This window comes from Nocardiopsis sp. NPDC055824 (assembly GCF_053616335.1).
Window position 1 is genome coordinate 1 of sequence record NZ_JBSHDN010000147.1, and the last position, 16,709, is coordinate 16,709.

The following is a 16,709-nucleotide window of genomic DNA, read 5'->3' on the forward strand; positions in this document are numbered from 1 at the left end:
CAGTTCTCGCACGACGAGCACGAGCAGGCCGCGCACCGCGTCGTCGGGGTCGCGGACGTCCAGGACCACCTCGCCGCCGGCACGTGGCTGACCGTGCGGGAGTACTGGGCGTCCGACCCCGGGACGGGGGCGGTGGGGGTGGCCTTCCACCGGCTCACGGGGATGCGGTCCGGCGCCAAGCCGACAGGACCGGAGTTCGACGTGGGCACCGGGGACGAGATCGCCGAGGAGGAGCGCCGATGGTGAACCCCCGCGACGTCGCCTCACGCTTCGGGGGCAGGCCGTGCCCGCCGCCGGGGGCGGCCCCCGGGCCCGCCACCGCGGCGGACGCGGCCGCGGGCGGGCGGGGCGGGCGGTTCCACGCCACCGCGCCCTACGGCCTGGTCGCGCTCGCCGAGACCCCCGTGCCCGCGGCCGACCTGCACGCCGGGCACGTGACGGACGACCTGCTGCGCAGCCACGACCGCACGGTGGACGGAACCCGCTCGGGGTGGATCGACCTGGCCGTCACCACGCTCACCCCCACCTTCGTCGGCCAGACCCCCGAACCCGGCCGGGTCGGCTCCTCCCTCCGGTTCCCCCACGGCGAACGCCTCCTCCCCGCCCTGCCCGGATCGAGCCTGCGCGGCCTCGTCCGCAACACCGTGCGCATGCTCACCGGCGGCGAGACCGGCCCGGTCAACACGCCGATGCTGTTCTTCCGCGCTCCCGTGCGCATCGATCCCGGCAGCGCGGACAGCGGCCTGTCCACCCGCGCACGCCAGGTCATGGCCCGGCAGCACGCCGACTACCGCAGGCGCCGCGCGGGGCTGCGCACCAGGCAGGGGTTCCTGTTCCACTCCCCGCCGGACGGCTGCTGGTACGTCGTGGAGGTCCCCGGCACCGCTGTCTCGGCCGAACCGGGCCAGGCCCTCAAGGTGCCCTTCACGGTCCTGCGCGAGAGCCTGCGCACCTGGGACTTCGGGGTCGACGACTTCCCCGACCCGCCCCGCGGGAACACCTACGTGCCCACCGCCCACGAGCAGCACGGACGCCTCCAGCACCGGTGGGTGTACGCCGTCCACCTGCCGGGGGAGCGGCGGATCGCCGCCGTCGCCCCCACGGCCCGCCAGGCGCGGGAGTACCTCGCGGCCCTGACCGCCGGAGCGGGCGGCCCCGACCGGGGAGGGGTCGTGCAGGCCCTGGTCGTGCTGACGGGGGCCGCCGCGGGGGACCGCCGCAACGCCTACCTCTTCCCCCGCCCCCGCGACCTGCGCGGGGGGCGGTTGCGGGTGCCCGGGCCCATGGTGGAGCTGTTCGAGTCGGCCGAACAGGTCACCGGCTACCAGAGGGCGGCCTTCCCCGACGGCCTGGGGGCCGGCGGCGCCGAACCGGCCCGCGAACCGGTGGCCGGGACCGGCGGCGGCGGACTGCCGCGCCGCAGCCTCGAACCCGTGTGGTTCGACGTCGACCTGTCCGGGGCGGTGGTGTCCTTCGGCCGCTCGGGCGGCTACCGCATCGCGGTCAGCGAGGACAACCCCGTTCGCCGAGCCGTCCCCGGGCCCGTGCTCGGGCCCCAGCACGGCGACCCCGACCGCGCCGGGCGCGCGGGACGCCCGGTGGACGTGTGCCGCGCGCTGTTCGGCGACACCGACACCTTCGCCGGCGAGGCCGGGGCGTCCAAGGGGCGCGTCTCCTTCGGCAGCGCGCTCTCCTTCGACCCCGACCCGGACTACCCCGACGGGGCGGTCCTGCGGGTGCGCCTGCTCTCGCCCCAGCGCGGCTGCTTCGCGAACTACCTGGTGCAGGGGCCCGACGCGGGGTCGGGGGACCGGCCGGACATCGTCACCTGGTCGCACGAGGGGCACGTGCGCCTGGGCGGGTACAAGGTGTACCTGCACCGCCACCCCGCGGGCGGCGCCCGCCCCTTCCGCCACGACGCGCGCGCCCAGGAGGAGCTGGACCTGACGGTGCTGGACCCCGGACACCGGGCGAAGCCGCCCCGGGACACCGAGCGCGACGTGGTTCCCCTCCGGGACGGCCTCACCTTTCACTCGCGAATCACCTTCACCAACCTCACCGACGGAGAACTCGGCGTCCTGCTGCGGGCCCTGCTACTCGACAACCCGGTCGGCGGTGGGGACCCCGCCGACCCCGAGTACGCGCACAAGATCGGGATGGGCAAGTCGCTGGGCATGGGGAGCGTGCACCTGGCGCCGGAGCTGTACCTGGTGGACCGGCGCGCCCGCGCCCTGGACCTGGACCCGTCCGCCGGGGTCGTCCGGGCCACCGACGAACAGGTTAGGGGGTTCCTCGACGCCTTCGACGGCGCTCTGGCGGCGCGGCGGCTGCCCGGCGGGCCCGGCCCGGAACGGTGGCGCGAGGTGGGGCAGGCGCGCGACGTGTGCCTGGCCGGCCGGTGGCGCGGACGCCTGCCCCTGGAGGAGACGGCGGTGATGTCCTTGCGCGAGTTCGCCGAGTACCCCGTGCTCCCCCCGCTGGCCAGGCGCTTCTCCGAGGCGGGCCGGGGGAGGGGAGCCTGAGCGGCGGGGCCCTTCCGGCGCGCCGCGCGGCAGGCCCCCGGCCCGAGCACGGTTCGGCGACCGGACCCGTCGCGGTCCGGGGCCCTCGGGCGCGCCCCCGCTCCGCACCGGCAGCGGTCCGGGCCTCGGGCCGTCCGGGGAGGCCCTACCTGTCGATGGCCTCCGCCAGGGCCTCCACGAGGTCCGCGCGCAGGTCGGGGTCGTCCTGGGCCCCCGCCCACAGGGCGGGGACGTCGGTCCCCTCGTCGAGCAGCCGGCACAGCAGGGTCTCCAGGGCGCCCTGCGGGTCGGCGTCGAAGGCCGACCGCGACTCCTGGGCCCGCGTCGTCAGCGCGAGGCCGGTACGGCGCAGCCAGGAGCGCTCCGCCTCGCTCAGCACCTCGCGCCGCCGGGAGGGGTCCTCCGCCGGGTCCGCCGGGTCGGGGTCGGGGACGGGGGAGTAGGGGGCGCTGCGGGCCCGGCCGCGCGCCTGCTGCACCAGTGCGAAGTGCCGGGGCATGGTTTTGGCCATCCGCCCCAGCACGCCGGTCAGCCGGCGGGCGACGTCCTCGCCGTTCAGTTCCGGCAGGAGGCCGCGGAGCACGAGGCGCCGCCGCTGGTCGGGGGTGCGGCCCGGGTCGGCGTCGCGCCCGGCGGCCAGCTCGGCCAGCTTGCGCAGCAGGTAGTCGCCCGTGGCGGTCGAGACCATGGGCGGCTCCTTGACGGCGGTGAGCGTGCGGCCGTGCAGGTCGGCGACCGGCACGGCGCTGCCGTCCTCCGTGAAGGAGACCGTCTCGCCCGGGTGGATGTCCTCGGGCAGGTCGGCGGCGGGGTTGCCCCAGCCCGCGGTGAGCACCAGCATGGCGAGCGCCTCCTGGTCGACCACGTCCGTGGCGACCAGGGCGACGTCGCGGCGCTGCGCCCAGCGGCGCGGGCGCTCGGAGAACGCGCAGCGGGTCCGGCCGTCGGGCGCGCTCTGCGGGTAGACGCGGCGCAGGTTCTTGTAGGAGCGGTCCCGGCGCACGTCGTCCAGGGCGTCCCGCAGCCGGTGCGCGGCGGTGCGGTCCACCCCCGCGGCGCCGGGCGCGGCACGCCGCATGCGCACGGCGATGACGCCGTCGGGATCCGCTCCGTGCACCGGGCACGGGCAGTGCTCGGCGCACAGGTCGACGTAGTCGCAGAACTGTTCGGAGTGGCCCGAGCAGCCCTGCGCGGTTCCGTCCGCGGAGCACGGCCCGCACCCCAGGACGCGCGTGAAGACGCGAAGGAAGGCGGCGGAGCCGAACAGCTCCCAGGCGGAGCAGTGGTGCGTGCTCACGAACTCTTCTCCCCGGGTGTTCCGGGGCCGGTTGCTTTCCCAGCCCTCCGGGAAAGCACATGTGGAAGAGACGTGAGACCTCAGGTGACACCCCCGCGTGAACGGGAGGTCGTATAGCAAAATAGGGCCACACATAGGGAAATGTCAATTCTTGTGCTGGATTATCAGGTTGCATAAACCAGTCCTGATGCTGATGAAATGGACATCCGAAACAAGGGCCCCACTTCTTTCCCGGGGTTGGCCCGGTACGCACGTCCGCCGCCCCCCGCGCGTGTGTCCGAGAGACTGCGGTGAAGGCCTTGGACCGGTGCGCGGTACGGCCGGACCCGGCACGCCGGCCGGCCGCCGCGGACCGAGACGAACGGAGGGTGCCGGATGCCGGTGGTCAACCTGACGCCGCATGCGGTGACGGTCGTGGACGAGAGCTCCCGCGTCATCCGCCGCTGGCCGGGGTCCGACGCGCCGGCCAGGGTCGAGGCGGTGCGCGTGCCCGTCGGACTGGAGGTGGCCGGGGTGCCGCTGATGGCCGAGGAGCGCACCAGGGCCAACCTGCCCGAGCCGCAGGACGGGGTGTGGTTCATCGTGTCCTCCGTCGTCGGCTCCGCCCACCCCGAGCGCCGCGACCTCCTGGTCCCCTCCGATCTCGTGCGCGACGGCAAGGGCGTGGTGACCGCCTGCCGCTCCTTCGTGATCAGCGGTTCACCGGTGCGCGGAAGGGCCCCCGCCGCCGAGGAGAGGGTCGGGGCCTGACCGCCCGGCCTCCCCGCCGGACCCCGGAGCGACCCCTTCCGGCCCGCCTCCCCCCGGGGCCCGACCGCCCGGCGGCGAACCGGCGCCCGCCCTGGAGGAAGGGCGGAACCCGGCAGTAGCTTGTGCGTACCGAAACCGCCCCCGCTCCCTGTGCGAAGGACAATGTGGACAGTCCCCGAACCGCCGTCGTGCTCGTCGGGCAGAACCCCACCCCGGCCCTGTTGTCCTCGCTCACCCTCCCCGCCGACCGCCTGCTCCTGCTCGGCAGCGACGGAACCCTCCCCGTCGCGCACCGGGTCGCCCGCGCGGTGGAACGGCTCGCCGGCCGGGCGTCGGTGCGGGTGGCCAGCGTGGGACCCGACCCGCACGACTTCGGGCCGGTCACCGACACCCTCGCCGCGTTCCACCGGGACAACGGGGGAGAACCCTGGTTCCTCGACTACACCGGCGGGACCAAGGTGATGAGCGTGGCCGCCGCGCTCTTCCACGAACGGGCGCTGCCCCCCGACAGACACCCCCGTGCCCCCCGCTGGCGCCACTACCTCGACGCCCAGCGCGACATCCTGCGCACCGCGGACGGCTCACATCCGGGACGCCCCGTGGTCGGCGACGGCGTCGACCTGCGCACCCTGGCCGGGATCCACGGCGCCCGCTGGCTCGACGACCGCGACCCCGAACCCGTCCGCCTCTTCGTCCAGGGCGGCAAACAGGCACTCCTGGCGCGGTTCCCCGACATGTCCCCGGCGGTGCGCCGGGGCGTCGTCGCCGAGGGCCGGGTCCTCTCCCACCTGCTGCGGCACACGCGCCGCCACCGGGGCACGGAGGTGCTCGGCCCCCGGCAGGTCGCCGACCCGCTCCACCCCGGCGGAGCCGTCGCCGACTTCGACGCGGTCGTCCGCTACCGCCACCGCGTGCTGTGCGTCGAGGCCAAGTCCCGCCCCGACGACGTCGTGGCCCGCGCCGGGTGGACCGTGACCAAGGCCCGCCGGGTCTTCGGCGGAGCGGTCCAGGTGCTGTTCGTCCACTCCGGTCCCGCGGTCCCGGGGCTGCGGGACCGGGTCACCGCGTACAACCCCGCGCTGAGCGCGCGCAGCGTCCACGTGTGGAGCCTGGACGACCTGCTCGCCCGGCTCACCTCGTTCGAGGAGGTCCGCAAGGCGTTCTTCCCGGGCCTGGGCGCCCCGCCGCGTCGCGGCGGTGGCGCGCGGACGCCCGTGCCGCCGGAGCCGCCTCCGGACGGGGCGGAGCCGCCCGAACGCCACCCCGGACCGGGGGACGGCCCCCTGCTGGTCACCTCCCTGGGCGGCAGCCGCATGGGGACCCTCACCGCCGTGCACGCCCACCGCCCCGCCGACACGCTCGTCCTGCCCTCCCGGCAGAGCGTCCTGAGCGGCGTGCGCGAGGCCGCCGCACGCACGCTGCACGCGGCCGAGAACCCCGGCGCGGACCGGCCCGAGGCCGCCGAGCTGAAGGAGGGCGGTTACCGCGACCGCGTGCGCTTCACCCCGGAGCCGGTGGACGGGGCCGACACGGAGGCGGTCACCGGGGTCGCCCGGCGGTGGATCGCCGAACAGCGGTCCGGCGGGGCAGCGGCACCGGTGGTCGTCGACATCACCACCGGGACCAAGGCGATGAGCCTCGGCCTGGCCCTGGCCGCGCGCCGGTCGGGCGCCTGCGTCACCTACCAGCTCGGGCGCAGGCGCACCGTGGTCTGCATGACCCACGGCCCCGTGCCCCTGAGGGGGCGCGCCGCCGTGGACTGGCCGCTGCTCCTTCCGGGGTACTCGCCCCTGACCGGCCCCCTGGCGGAGTGGGCGTGCGGGGAGGCCCGCGACCAGGTCGACGCCGACCTGCTCGACGCGGCACGCGACGCCCTGGTCCGGGCGGCCGGGGGCCCGGTCGGGGTGTGGGCGGACGCCTCGCTCGGCCACCCGGTGGAGTGCCTGTCCGCGCAGGAGCGGCCCAGCCTCGTGCTCACCTTCGACGACCGGGCCGTGGGGCTGGCCGCCCCCGGCTGGTCCCGCCGCCGCACCCCCGGGGGCGGCGCGCACCCGGTGGGCCGGGGCGCGTGGGCGCAGAGCGTGTTCTCCGCGACCCTGCTCCTCAACACCGGCTGTGACGTGGCGGGGACCGTGGTCGCCCTGACCCGGCCCGGCGGGGACGTCAGCCGCGCCGTCGAACTGGTCGACTGGATCACCCAGACCGAGGGGGAAGGGCGGGGGCGCCACGCGCGGATCGGCTTCGGCGAGCCCCTGCGCCCGCTGGTGGCGGTGGCCTCCCCGGAGGACCTCCCTGACCTGTTCGACACCGACGTCACCCTGCTCTGAGCCCCGGCCGGGGCCCGGGAGGGCGGTCCCGTGCGCTCCGGTCCGCCCGCCTCCCGCGGCCCGGCGGGACGGCCCCTCGCCGCGAGGGGGTGGCCGCCCGGCCGGAGGCGGGCCCTCCGGGGGCCGCCACTTCTGTTTTCCGGGACGGCGCCGGACCGGCGGGTGGATCGCCCGGGGTCCGTACGGCACCCTCTCCGGTGAGGGACGAGCCGGTCCCGGTGTGACACGGCCGCCGCGCGGGGGCGCGGGGACAGGAACGGAGCCGCGCGTGGGCAGGGGAGCAGCGGGCGTCGGGGGAGGCACGGGAGCGGGGGCGGCCCCGAGGGCGGTGCCGGCGGGGGCCGCGGCCGCGGTGCTGCTGCTCGCCGGGTGCTCGTCCGCGCCCCCCGGGGAGGAAGGGCCCTTCGCCGGGCAGGAGGTGCGCTGGCGCGCCTGCTACGACGAGCGGCAGGTCGGCGAACTCGCCGGGTGGGGGGCCGACGCGGCCTGGCTGGAGACCCTGGAGTGCGGAACCGTGGCCGTCCCCCTGGACCACGACCGGCCCGACGGGACGGTGCTGGAGATCGCGCTGATCAGAGCCCCCGCCACCGGCCCGGCGGAGGAGCGCCTGGGGTCCCTGGTGCTCAACCCGGGCGGCCCCGGTGTGTCGGGCATCGAGATGCTGGACTTCCCGTACTTCGGCGACGAGGTCCGCTCCGCCTTCGACCTGGTCTCCTTCGACCCCCGCGGCGTGGGGGAGAGCGGGGGCTTCGCGTGCGGGGACCGGTACGTCCTGGACGACGCGTTCCGGCGCGTCGCGGACACCGACCCCGAAGACCTGACCGACGTGGAACTCCAGCCGCTGGAGGACGCCGCCCGCCGCTACGCCGAGGCGTGCACCGAGGCGGTGGGGGAGGAGTTCCTCGCCCACCTGGGCACGGTGAACGTCGTCCGCGACCTGGACATCGTCCGCGACGCGCTGGGCGACGAGCGGTTGAGCTTCGTGGGCTACTCGTACGGCACGCACATCGGCGCCCTCTACGCCGAGATGTTCCCCGCCAACACGCGGGCGCTGGTCCTGGACGGCGCCGTGGAGACCGAGCTGTCCAACGCGGGGATCGCCCTGGACCAGGTGGCCGCCCACCAGAACACCTGGGACATGTTCGCCGCCCACTGCGCGGCGGAGGCCGACGGGTGCCCGTTCGCCGGGGCGGACCCCGAGGGGGACGGCGCCGACGCGCGGATGCAGGAGCTCCTGGCGGGGCTCGACCGCGAACCCGCCGAGGTCGAGGGCATCCCCGTCGACGGCGAGACCCTGCTCCAGATGATCGGCATGGAGCTGTACCACGAGGAGAGCTGGGACTACCTGGCCGCCCTCCTCGGCGCCCTCGCCTCGGACGACGGGGAGGCGACCGCGCGCCACCTCGGTGAGCTGTACGACAACACGTTCGGCAAGTACGAGGACGTCGACCCGGAGGACGTCGACCCCCGCCTGGAGCACCAGGACGCGAACGCGGTGTTCACCGCCGTCAACTGCGCGGACCGCGCCGACCCCGAGGACGTGGCGGCCTACCGGGACGCGGCCGACCGCGCGGCCGGGCTGTCCCCGCTGTTCGGCCCCGACCTGGTGTGGGAGCAGCTGCCGTGCGCGTACTGGCCGGAGAGCGAGGAGGCGCCCACGGGGATCACCGCCCCGGACGCCCCGCCGATCGTCGTCATCGGGACCGTCGGGGACCCCGCCACCCCCTACGCCTGGGCCGAGGAACTCGCGGACCAGCTGGAGACGGGCGTCCTGGTCACCTACGAAGGGGCGGGGCACACCCTGTACGGCAAGGAGCGCAGCCCCTGCGTGGACCGGCCCGTGGACGCCTACCTGCTGACGGGGGAGGCGCCGCGTTCCGGTCTCACCTGTCCGCGCGCCTGAGACGTGGACGGACGCCCGCAAACAAGACCGACTGTTTACCTCCCGAACGGAATGTTACCGTCCGTGATCGGTGTGTTCTCCGCTGAAATGGTGCGAAAGGCCCCGGCAGCGGCCGGTCGGCGCTGACGGGAACGGAGCCACGGTGCGGACAAGGCGCTGGTGTACGGGTGCTCTCGGGCGGTTCGGCGGAGCGGGAGCCGTCCTCGGGGCCGGGGGACTGGCGGTCGTGCTCGCGGTGACCACGGGTTCCGCGCGGCCGCCCGCCGACGCCTACGTGCCCCTTCCGTTCTACGGTCAGGACATCGCGTGGAGCCCGTGCTTCACGCAGGCGGAGCTGGACGCGGTCGACGCCGACGCGGGCGGGGGCACCCCGCCGTGGATGGCGCAGCTGGAGTGCGGCACCCTCACGGTCCCGGTCGACTACGGCAGCCCCGACGGGGAGACGGTCGGGATCGCGCTGGCCCGGAGGCCCGCGCACGGCCCGGAGTCGGAGCGCAGGGGATCGCTGGTGGTCGACTTCGGGGGGCCGGGGGTCTCGACGGTGGACGGCATGCGCAACCCCTTCCTGGGGGAGCGGGTGCAGGCCTCCTTCGACCTGGTGGGGTTCGACCCCCGCGGGGTCGGGCGGAGCGGGGGCCTGGACTGCGACGGGTCGCGGGCGTGGGAGCGGGAGCTGGAACGCGTGGCCCCCGGGGACCCCGCGGCGAAGACCGCCGCCGACCTGCGCGGGCTGGGCGAGGCCGCCGAGGCCTACGGGCGCAGCTGCGCCGAGGCCGTCGGCGGGGAGTTCCTGTCGCGCATGGGCACCGTCAACGTGGTGCGCGACCTCGACGTCCTCCGCGACGCCCTCGGGGACGAGGGGCTGACGTACGTCGGCTACTCGTACGGCACCCACGTCGGGGCCCTGTACGCCGACATGTTCCCCGACCGGACGAGGGCGCTGGTCCTGGACGGGGTCGTGGACACGGCGCCCTCCAACGCCCGGCTCGCGGTGGAGGTCCAGGAGGCCTTCCAGGACTCCTGGGAGATGGTCGCCGAGCACTGCGCCCGGACCGTGGAGGGCTGCCCGTTCACGTCGGGCCGGGCCGCGGTGAAGGAGACGCCGGCCCTCCTGGAGCGGTTCGACCGGGACCGGCCGACCGTGCGGGGGCGGACCGTCACCGGCGAGATGCTGGCGGAGATGGTCGCCACGCAGCTCTACGACGAGTGGACCTGGGACTACCTGGCCGGGTTCTTCACGGACCTGGCCGAGGGGGACACCGGGTCCGAGACCTACCGGCGGTACCTGGAGTACATGTACGACCGCGCCTTCGGCGAGGAGGCGGGCGAGGACGCGGACGCCTACACGGCCGTCATGTGCGCGGACCGGGACGACCCGGAGGACCTGAGCGCCTACCGGGAGGCCGTGGAGGCGGCCGAGCTGCGCGCCCCGCTGTTCGGCGGCGCGCCCGTGTGGGCGACGGCCTCGTGCGCGCGGTGGCCCCTCGCGGAGACCGGCGCCCAGGAGTTCACGGCGTCCGCCGCCCCGCCGATCGTGCTCGTCGGCAACGCGGGGGACCCCGCGACCCCCTACCGGTGGGCGCAGCGCATGCACGCCCGGCTGACGACCTCCGTCCTGGTCACCTACGAGGGCGGCGGCCACACCGTGTACGGCAGGGGCAAGAGCGCCTGCGTGGACGACCCCCTGGACGAGTACCTGATCAGCGGGAAGGTGCCCGAACACGGTCTGACCTGCCCTCAGGTCCTCGCCTAGGCCGCGCCCGCGGCCGCCTGCCGCTCCCGCCCCGGGCGGGCCGCGGCGCCGCACTCCCCCGACACCGGCGCGGGAGGGGGACCCGGCCGGCGGTCCGCCGGAGGCCGGGCCCCGTACCGGCGCGCCCCGTACCGGCGCGCCCGGCACCGGCGCGGGAGGGGGACCGCCCGCGCGAGCCGTTCCGACCACACGGAGGATGACCATGGCCGACCTGCCCAAGCAACTCGGACTGACCCCCTTCAAGGACGCCCTGCCCGTCCCGGCCGAGGCCGACCTGTCCGAGAAGGGCCCCGACGGGGTGGCCCAGGTGACGGTGAGGCTGAAGCGGACGAAGGTGAGCCTGCACTCGGAGCTGGACGTGCGGGGCGAGCCCGCCACCGAGGCGTTCGCCTACGACGGGACGGTCCCCGGGCCGACCTTCGACGTGGCCAGGGGCACGCGTATCCGTGTGATCTGGGAGAACGCGATCACGACCGGCGAGAAGTACCCCGTACGCCACGTCTGGGTGCCGCCGAGACCGCCCGGCACCCCCTCCCGGCCGGGCAGCGAGGGCGCCGCGATCGCGACCGCCGTCGAGGCGATCCGTCCGTGGAGCGTCACCCACCAGCACGGCGGCTACACCGACGGGGGCAGCGACGGATGGACGGACGACGCCGTCTACACGGGACGCGCCCAGCTCTCGGAGTACGCCAACGACCAGCCCGGCACCCTGCTCTGGTACCACGACCACGCGATGGGGATCACCCGCTGGAACGTCTTCGCCGGGCTGTTCGGGGCCTACATCCTGCGGGACGAGGACGACGAGGCGCTCACCCCCACCAGCGGCGCGGACGGCGGCACGGTCCACGAGGTCCCGCTCGTCCTCGGCGACCGCAACCTGGAGACCACGGACGGCAGGCCGGGGAGCCCGCCCACCGCGCAGCTCCTGCACAAGGTGGTCGCCCTGGCGGACGGTCCGGCGACCGGTACGGGCAGCGACGGCGTGGATCCGGACGACCCCACCACCTGGCCGTCCACGCTCCCCTTCACCGGGCCCTACCAGACGGTCAACGGGAGGATCTGGCCGTACCTGGAGGTGGAGCGGCGCTGGTACCGCTTCCGGGTCCTCAACGGGGCCAACGCCCGCACCTACACGCTGGGCCTGTTCAAGGAGGACGGCGGCGGCAACCTGACCGCGCCGACACCGGAGGAGGTCCGCGGGGCGGTGCTCCAGGTCGGCACGGACAGCGGGCGGCTGGGCAGGCCCATCGACCTCCGGGGGCGGCTGACCATCTCCCCGGCCGAGCGGGCCGACCTCCTCGTGGACTTCAAGAAGTTCGGGACGGAGGCGGGGAAGGCGTCCCGGCTGCGGCTGGTGATGGTCGACGACGAGGGAAGGCCGACCCGCGGCGAGCTCTTCCCCGCCGTCATGCAGTTCCGGGTCTCGGCGACCGAGGCCACGGACTCCTTCACGCCTCCGGCCGACCCCGCGCTCAAGGCCGGCTACGTGAGGGTGAGGCACGAGGACCACCCCCACCACGGCCACCGGATGGTGCTGATCACGCAGCCGGACGCGTTCGCGCACCCCAAGTTCCTGGAGCTGGAGCACGTGGCGGCGCCCGGTGACCACTCCCCGCACGCGGCGGGGGCGCACCCGGCGCACGCGGACGACGGCCACGCGGCGCACCCCGAGGGGGGCCACATCCGGATCCGCGACCACTCGGGACGCCTGCGCACCTACCGCAAGGCCGCCTCGACCTTCATGGACACGATCAACTTCGTGGTCCCGCTCGACGGGTGGGAGATGTGGAGCTTCCTCAACCTCGGGGGTCCCATGCACCCGATGCACATCCACCTCACCAGGTTCCAGGCGCTGCGCCGCGACACCTACGACGTCTCGGGCTTCGACCGGGTGAGCGAGACCACCCGGCACCCCCTCGCCTTCGCGGGAGCGGGCGTGGTCAACCCGGACGAGGAGGGGTGGAAGGACGTGATCCGGGTCGGGCCGGGGACGATGGTGAGCGTGATGGGCCGGTTCACGGGAGGGACGGGCCGGTACATGTACCACTGCCACCTGCTCGAACACGAGGACATGGGCATGATGCGCCCGTTCAACGTGGCGCCCCCGGAGATCGCCAGGTTCGGCCACACCATGGGCCACGGCGCCGCGGCGACGGCGGTCCGGATCGCCCGGGAGGCGGCGGGCCCGGAGGAGCTCCCGCGGGAGGGCCCGCCCCGGGCCGCCGGGCGCGAACCGGGCGGGTCCGCCCGTGACCCGCGCCTCGTCGGAGGGGCCGAACCGCAGGTGCCGGACGCCGGGGCGGAGGAGTCGGAGGCCGAGCGGGGGTGAGGCCCGGCACCGCGCCCGCCCCGTGTACGGGCGCCCCCGCCCCACGCCCCCGTACCGGCGCTCCGCCCGCCGCGGTCCGCGACCGGGCGCGTACACTCGGAGCATGGCCGGTACTCGCGCGTGTGGACAGGGTTCTCCCCTCGCCGCCCCGTGCCGTGCCCCCTCCGCCGTCACCGGCTCGACCTGCGCCGTGCCCGAGGCCCCCCGTACCGGGCTCCGGGCTCTCCACGGCCACGGCTAGCGACCTCCACCCGCGGTTCCGGCCGCCTCTCCACCGCGTCGTCCCCGTGGCCCCCGTGCGCCACGGTGCGCCACGCCCCCACCCACACGGTGCGCCGCCCCCTGACCGGGAGCCGCGCCCGCCCCTCACCGGGCCCGCCACACCGCACCACCGCTCCCTGCTCCGCCGGCCCACGGCATCCCGTCGGCCGCGCCCACCGGTGCCGCCCGTGCGAACGGCGCGCGCCATGCTCGAAGGGAACCCCTCGTGAAGCTGAGCGAGCTGCTCGAAGGCCATGACCACCGGATCCTGCACGGCGACCCGGACATCCGGATCACCGCCGGCCCGTGCCTGGACGCCCACAGGGCGTCCCCGGGATCCCTGTTCGTCGCCGTGCCCGGACACGAGGGGGGCGGGGCCGGAGGCGTCGCGTCCGCCCTCGCCCGGGGCGCGGCGGCCGTCCTCGTCGAGACCGGGCCGCCGGACCCCTCGTCCCGGTTCGCGCCCCAGGGCGCCTGCGTGGTCGAGGTGGCCGACGCCCGTGTCGCCGCGGCCCTCGTCTCCGCCCGCTACCACGGTCACCCGGGCCGGGGGATGGATGTGGTGGCGGTCACCGGGACCAACGGCAAGACCTCGGTGTCGTCCATGTACGAGTCGCTGCTGCGCATCTCCAAGGGAGCCAGGGTCGGTGTCATCGGCACCTCCGGCAGCCGCACCGGCGGAGACCCCGTCCCGATGCCGCGTTCGGTGCTGAGCACCCCCGAGGCCCCCGACCTCCAGTACATCCTGGGGCGCATGCGCGACAGGGGGACCCTCAGCGTGGTGCTGGAGGCCACGTCGATGGGCCTGCTCCACCACCGCGTGGAGGGCTCCTTCGTGGACGTCGGGATCTTCACCAACCTGACCCAGGACCACCTGGACGACCACGGCACCATGGACGACTACCGCGACGCCAAACTGCGCCTGTTCCAGGGCATGTGCCGCCACGCCGTGGTCAACGCCGACGACCCGGTCGGTGCGGCGATCCCCGCCATGATGCCCGGCGCGGTGACGACCTACGCCATCGACGCGGAGGCCGACTACCGGGCGACGGACCTGGAGGTCGACGCCTCGGGGACGCGCTTCGTCCTGCACCACGGCGGCCGCAGGTACCCGGCGGCCATCCCGGTGCCGGGCCGCTTCTCGGTGTCCAACGCGCTCGCGGCCCTGGCCGCCTGCCACTGGTTCGGCCACGAACTGGGCGCCCTCGTGGACGCGCTCGAACGCATGCCGCAGATCCCGGGCCGGTTCGAGCGCTTCGAGGCCCCGCACGGGGTGTCCGTGGTCGTCGACTACGCCCACTCGCCGGACTCGCTGGACAAGGTCCTCCGGACGATCCGCGGGTTCGCCCGGGGGCGGGTCCTCACCGTCTTCGGCTGCGGGGGCGACCGCGACACGACCAAGCGCGCGCGGATGGGGGAGATCGCGGGAACCCATTCCGACCTGTGCTTCCTGACATCGGACAACCCGAGGTGGGAGGACCCTGAGGCGATCATGGACCAGGTCGCCCCGGGACTCACGGGGACGGGCACCCCGTACGAACGGGACGGGGACCGCCGTGCGGCCATCTCCGCCGCCCTGGCCTCGGCCGGTCCGGGGGACGTCGTCCTGCTCGCCGGCAAGGGCAGCGAGCCGTACCAGATCGTCGGCGGCGAAATGCTCCCCTTCGACGACATGGCGACCGTCCGCGAGCTCTCCCGGGCCCGGCCCGCGGTGCACTCGGGGGCGTGAGGGAAGGCGGCCCCGGGAGCGCGGCGACGGGGTCGCGACCGCCCCGCGCCCGGCCGCCGGGGAGGCCGCCCCGCGTGGCGGGGGAGCGCCCCTCCGCGGCCGGCGTGACAGGCGCCGCCCCCCACGCGGTGTGAGGGCCCGGGCTCCCGGGCGGCGGGAGGACTCGCGGCCGCGGGCTTGACCTTGCGGTTACCGCAACCCCGAGACTGGCGGCATGAGCCTGTCCATCAAGGAATTCAGCGAGATGAGCGACCTGTCCCCGCAGACGCTGCGCTTCTACCACTCCGAGGGGCTGCTGGTCCCCGCCGAGGTCGACGGGGAGACCGGGTACCGCTACTACTCCATCGAGCAGGTCGCGACCGCCGTGCTGGTCACGGCGCTGCGCGGCGCCGGTATGAGCGTCAAGGACGTCCGCCGCGCCCTGGAGGCCCCCGACACCGCCGCCGCACTGCTGGAGGAGCACACCGGGGCCCTGCACCGCCGGCGCCGGGCCGAGGACGAGGCGATCGCCACCGCCCGCGCACTCCTCACCGCCCCGCCCGCGGTCCGGCGCGGGGAGGCGCCGGGGACGACGGTCCTGTCGAGGACCGTTCCCCCGGTCGCCGTGGAGCGGCGAGCGGGCCGACCCGACCAGTACGACTGGGACGCGGTCACCGGAGCCGTCACGGCCACGGTGGCGGAGCTCGGCGCCCTGGCCGCCGAACACGGCGCCGCCGTCACGGGCGCCCCCTGGTTCACCTGGTCCGGGGAGACCGCCGAGCAGAGGGAGAGGGCACTCACCCCGGAGGGCCCGCACTGGGTGGCCAAGGTCCCGGTCACCGCGGGGGCCGAGGCGCTGGCGGCCCTGGCCGGGGAGGTCGAGGTGCAGGACTTCGAGGCCCGTGAGGAGCTGTCCATCCGGCTCCCGGGCCGGAACTCGACGCCCAAGTACGCCATGGCCCACCTCCAGCTGCTGGCGCACACCCCGGAGGGCCTCTTCCCCGACCACTCGGGCATGCGCCACATCCTGCACGGGGACGGGACGGAGACCGCCGTGCGCCTGCTCCCGCTCGGCGGGGCCGGGGACGCCGACTGAGCCACGCGGCCGGGGCGCGGGGAAGGGTCCGCGCGCGGTGCCCGGACCCCGCCGTGCCCGCGCTCCCGTGTCCGGCGCCCCCTCAGGCGCGTGTGCGGGCGTCCCCGGGGGTCCCCGCATCCGGACCGGACGGCTCGGGCACGCCGGACAGGCCGTCGATACTGGTGGCGTTGCGTGTCCGCCAGTAGTCGGTGAAGTAGGAGGGATCGCGGCGTTCGTGGTGGCGGTCCAGCAGGTCGCGGTCGCCGCGCACGTCCATCAGGGGGACGGAGAAGCCGCACGAGTCGGAGACGCGGTGGACGTCGACCACGATGATCGCCCGCTGCCCGAGGGTGCGCTCCTTGGGGAAATGGGAGCGAAGCTCCTCGAACCCGGCCTCGGCGGGCAGGACGGCACGCCCCCGGCCGTGGAGGCGGACGATGTTCGGCGGTCCGTCGAAGGCACAGAACATCAGCACGATGCGGCCGTTCTCCCGCAGGTGGGCGATGGTCTCGGTACCCGACCCCGTGTAGTCGAGGTAGGCCACCCGGTGCTCGCCGAGCACGGCGAAGGTGCCGTCCATGCCCTTGGGGGAGACGTTGACGTGGCCCTCCGCGCCCAGGGGCGCCGTGCCGACGAAGAACACCGGCTGGTCGAGGAGGAACCGGGCCAGCCGGGGGCCGATGGTGTCGTGGATGTTCGCCATGGCGGCCATTCTGGCAGGAGGGGGCGCCGCTGCCCGGGGCGGGACCGGGGCCGGACACGCGGGCGCCCCGGCCGGTTC

General features: G+C 75.4%; 10 protein-coding genes and 1 pseudogene. 9 read left to right on the forward strand and 2 right to left on the reverse strand.

Annotated elements, in window-relative coordinates; all coding sequences use genetic code 11:
- Both ACWGL3_RS23630 and ACWGL3_RS23635 read left to right on the forward strand, forming a co-directional pair.
- A pseudogene (locus ACWGL3_RS23630) lies at positions 1-246 on the forward strand (hypothetical protein); the annotation flags it as partial.
- Positions 240-2,522, forward strand: coding sequence for a TIGR03986 family type III CRISPR-associated RAMP protein (locus ACWGL3_RS23635; protein WP_452461796.1), 2,283 nt, complete (start codon positions 240-242; stop codon positions 2,520-2,522). The pseudogene ACWGL3_RS23630 and the gene ACWGL3_RS23635, both read left to right, overlap by 7 nt.
- Positions 2,523-2,667: 145 nt before the next feature.
- Here the strand turns inward: ACWGL3_RS23635 and ACWGL3_RS23640 are convergent, their stop codons facing one another.
- A complete protein-coding gene (locus ACWGL3_RS23640; RefSeq protein WP_267949012.1) occupies positions 2,668-3,819 on the reverse strand; it encodes a hypothetical protein in 1,152 nt (383 codons plus the stop codon).
- Between the two features lie 375 nt (positions 3,820-4,194).
- Between ACWGL3_RS23640 and ACWGL3_RS23645 the strand changes: the two genes are divergently transcribed.
- The 7 genes from ACWGL3_RS23645 to ACWGL3_RS23675 all read left to right on the forward strand — a co-directional run bounded on the left by ACWGL3_RS23645 (position 4,195) and on the right by ACWGL3_RS23675 (position 15,946).
- Complete coding sequence (locus ACWGL3_RS23645; RefSeq protein ID WP_267949013.1) at positions 4,195-4,569, forward strand: hypothetical protein; 375 nt, start codon at positions 4,195-4,197, stop codon at positions 4,567-4,569.
- 164 nt (positions 4,570-4,733) lie between these two features.
- Positions 4,734-6,896, forward strand: coding sequence for a CRISPR-associated protein (locus ACWGL3_RS23650; RefSeq protein ID WP_267949014.1), 2,163 nt, complete (start codon positions 4,734-4,736; stop codon positions 6,894-6,896).
- 328 nt (positions 6,897-7,224) lie between these two features.
- Positions 7,225-8,799 carry an alpha/beta hydrolase gene (locus ACWGL3_RS23655; protein WP_452461799.1) on the forward strand — a complete coding sequence of 525 codons (1,575 nt, stop codon included), beginning with the start codon at positions 7,225-7,227 and terminating at the stop codon, positions 8,797-8,799.
- 142 nt (positions 8,800-8,941) lie between these two features.
- On the forward strand, positions 8,942-10,552 hold the full coding sequence (locus ACWGL3_RS23660; RefSeq protein ID WP_452461797.1) for an alpha/beta hydrolase: 1,611 nt from the start codon (positions 8,942-8,944) through the stop codon (positions 10,550-10,552).
- A 202-nt stretch (positions 10,553-10,754) separates the two neighbouring features.
- Positions 10,755-12,881, forward strand: coding sequence for a multicopper oxidase family protein (locus tag ACWGL3_RS23665; protein WP_452461798.1), 2,127 nt, complete (start codon positions 10,755-10,757; stop codon positions 12,879-12,881).
- Between the two features lie 487 nt (positions 12,882-13,368).
- On the forward strand, positions 13,369-14,871 hold the full coding sequence (locus ACWGL3_RS23670) for a UDP-N-acetylmuramoyl-L-alanyl-D-glutamate--2,6-diaminopimelate ligase (RefSeq protein ID WP_267949017.1): 1,503 nt from the start codon (positions 13,369-13,371) through the stop codon (positions 14,869-14,871).
- Between the two features lie 214 nt (positions 14,872-15,085).
- Positions 15,086-15,946, forward strand: coding sequence for a MerR family transcriptional regulator (locus tag ACWGL3_RS23675; RefSeq protein ID WP_267949018.1), 861 nt, complete (start codon positions 15,086-15,088; stop codon positions 15,944-15,946).
- A gap of 82 nt (positions 15,947-16,028) precedes the next feature.
- Here ACWGL3_RS23675 and ACWGL3_RS23680 read toward each other — a convergent pair whose 3' ends face one another.
- Entirely contained in the window at positions 16,029-16,631 is a 603-nt protein-coding gene (locus tag ACWGL3_RS23680; protein WP_267949019.1) for a pyridoxamine 5'-phosphate oxidase family protein, read from the reverse strand.
- Positions 16,632-16,709 lie beyond the last annotated feature (78 nt).

What these genes read in the sequence shown, in the direction of transcription:
- ACWGL3_RS23635 (WP_452461796.1), top strand. Translation starts at nt 240, where the DNA reads ATGGTGAACCCCCGCGACGTCGCCTCACGCTTCGGGGGCAGGCCGTGC.
- ACWGL3_RS23645 (WP_267949013.1), top strand. Translation starts at nt 4,195, where the DNA reads ATGCCGGTGGTCAACCTGACGCCGCATGCGGTGACGGTCGTGGACGAG.
- ACWGL3_RS23665 (WP_452461798.1), top strand. Translation starts at nt 10,755, where the DNA reads ATGGCCGACCTGCCCAAGCAACTCGGACTGACCCCCTTCAAGGACGCC.
- ACWGL3_RS23675 (WP_267949018.1), top strand. Translation starts at nt 15,086, where the DNA reads ATGAGCCTGTCCATCAAGGAATTCAGCGAGATGAGCGACCTGTCCCCG.
- ACWGL3_RS23680 (WP_267949019.1), bottom strand. Translation starts at nt 16,631, where the DNA reads ATGGCGAACATCCACGACACCATCGGCCCCCGGCTGGCCCGGTTCCTC.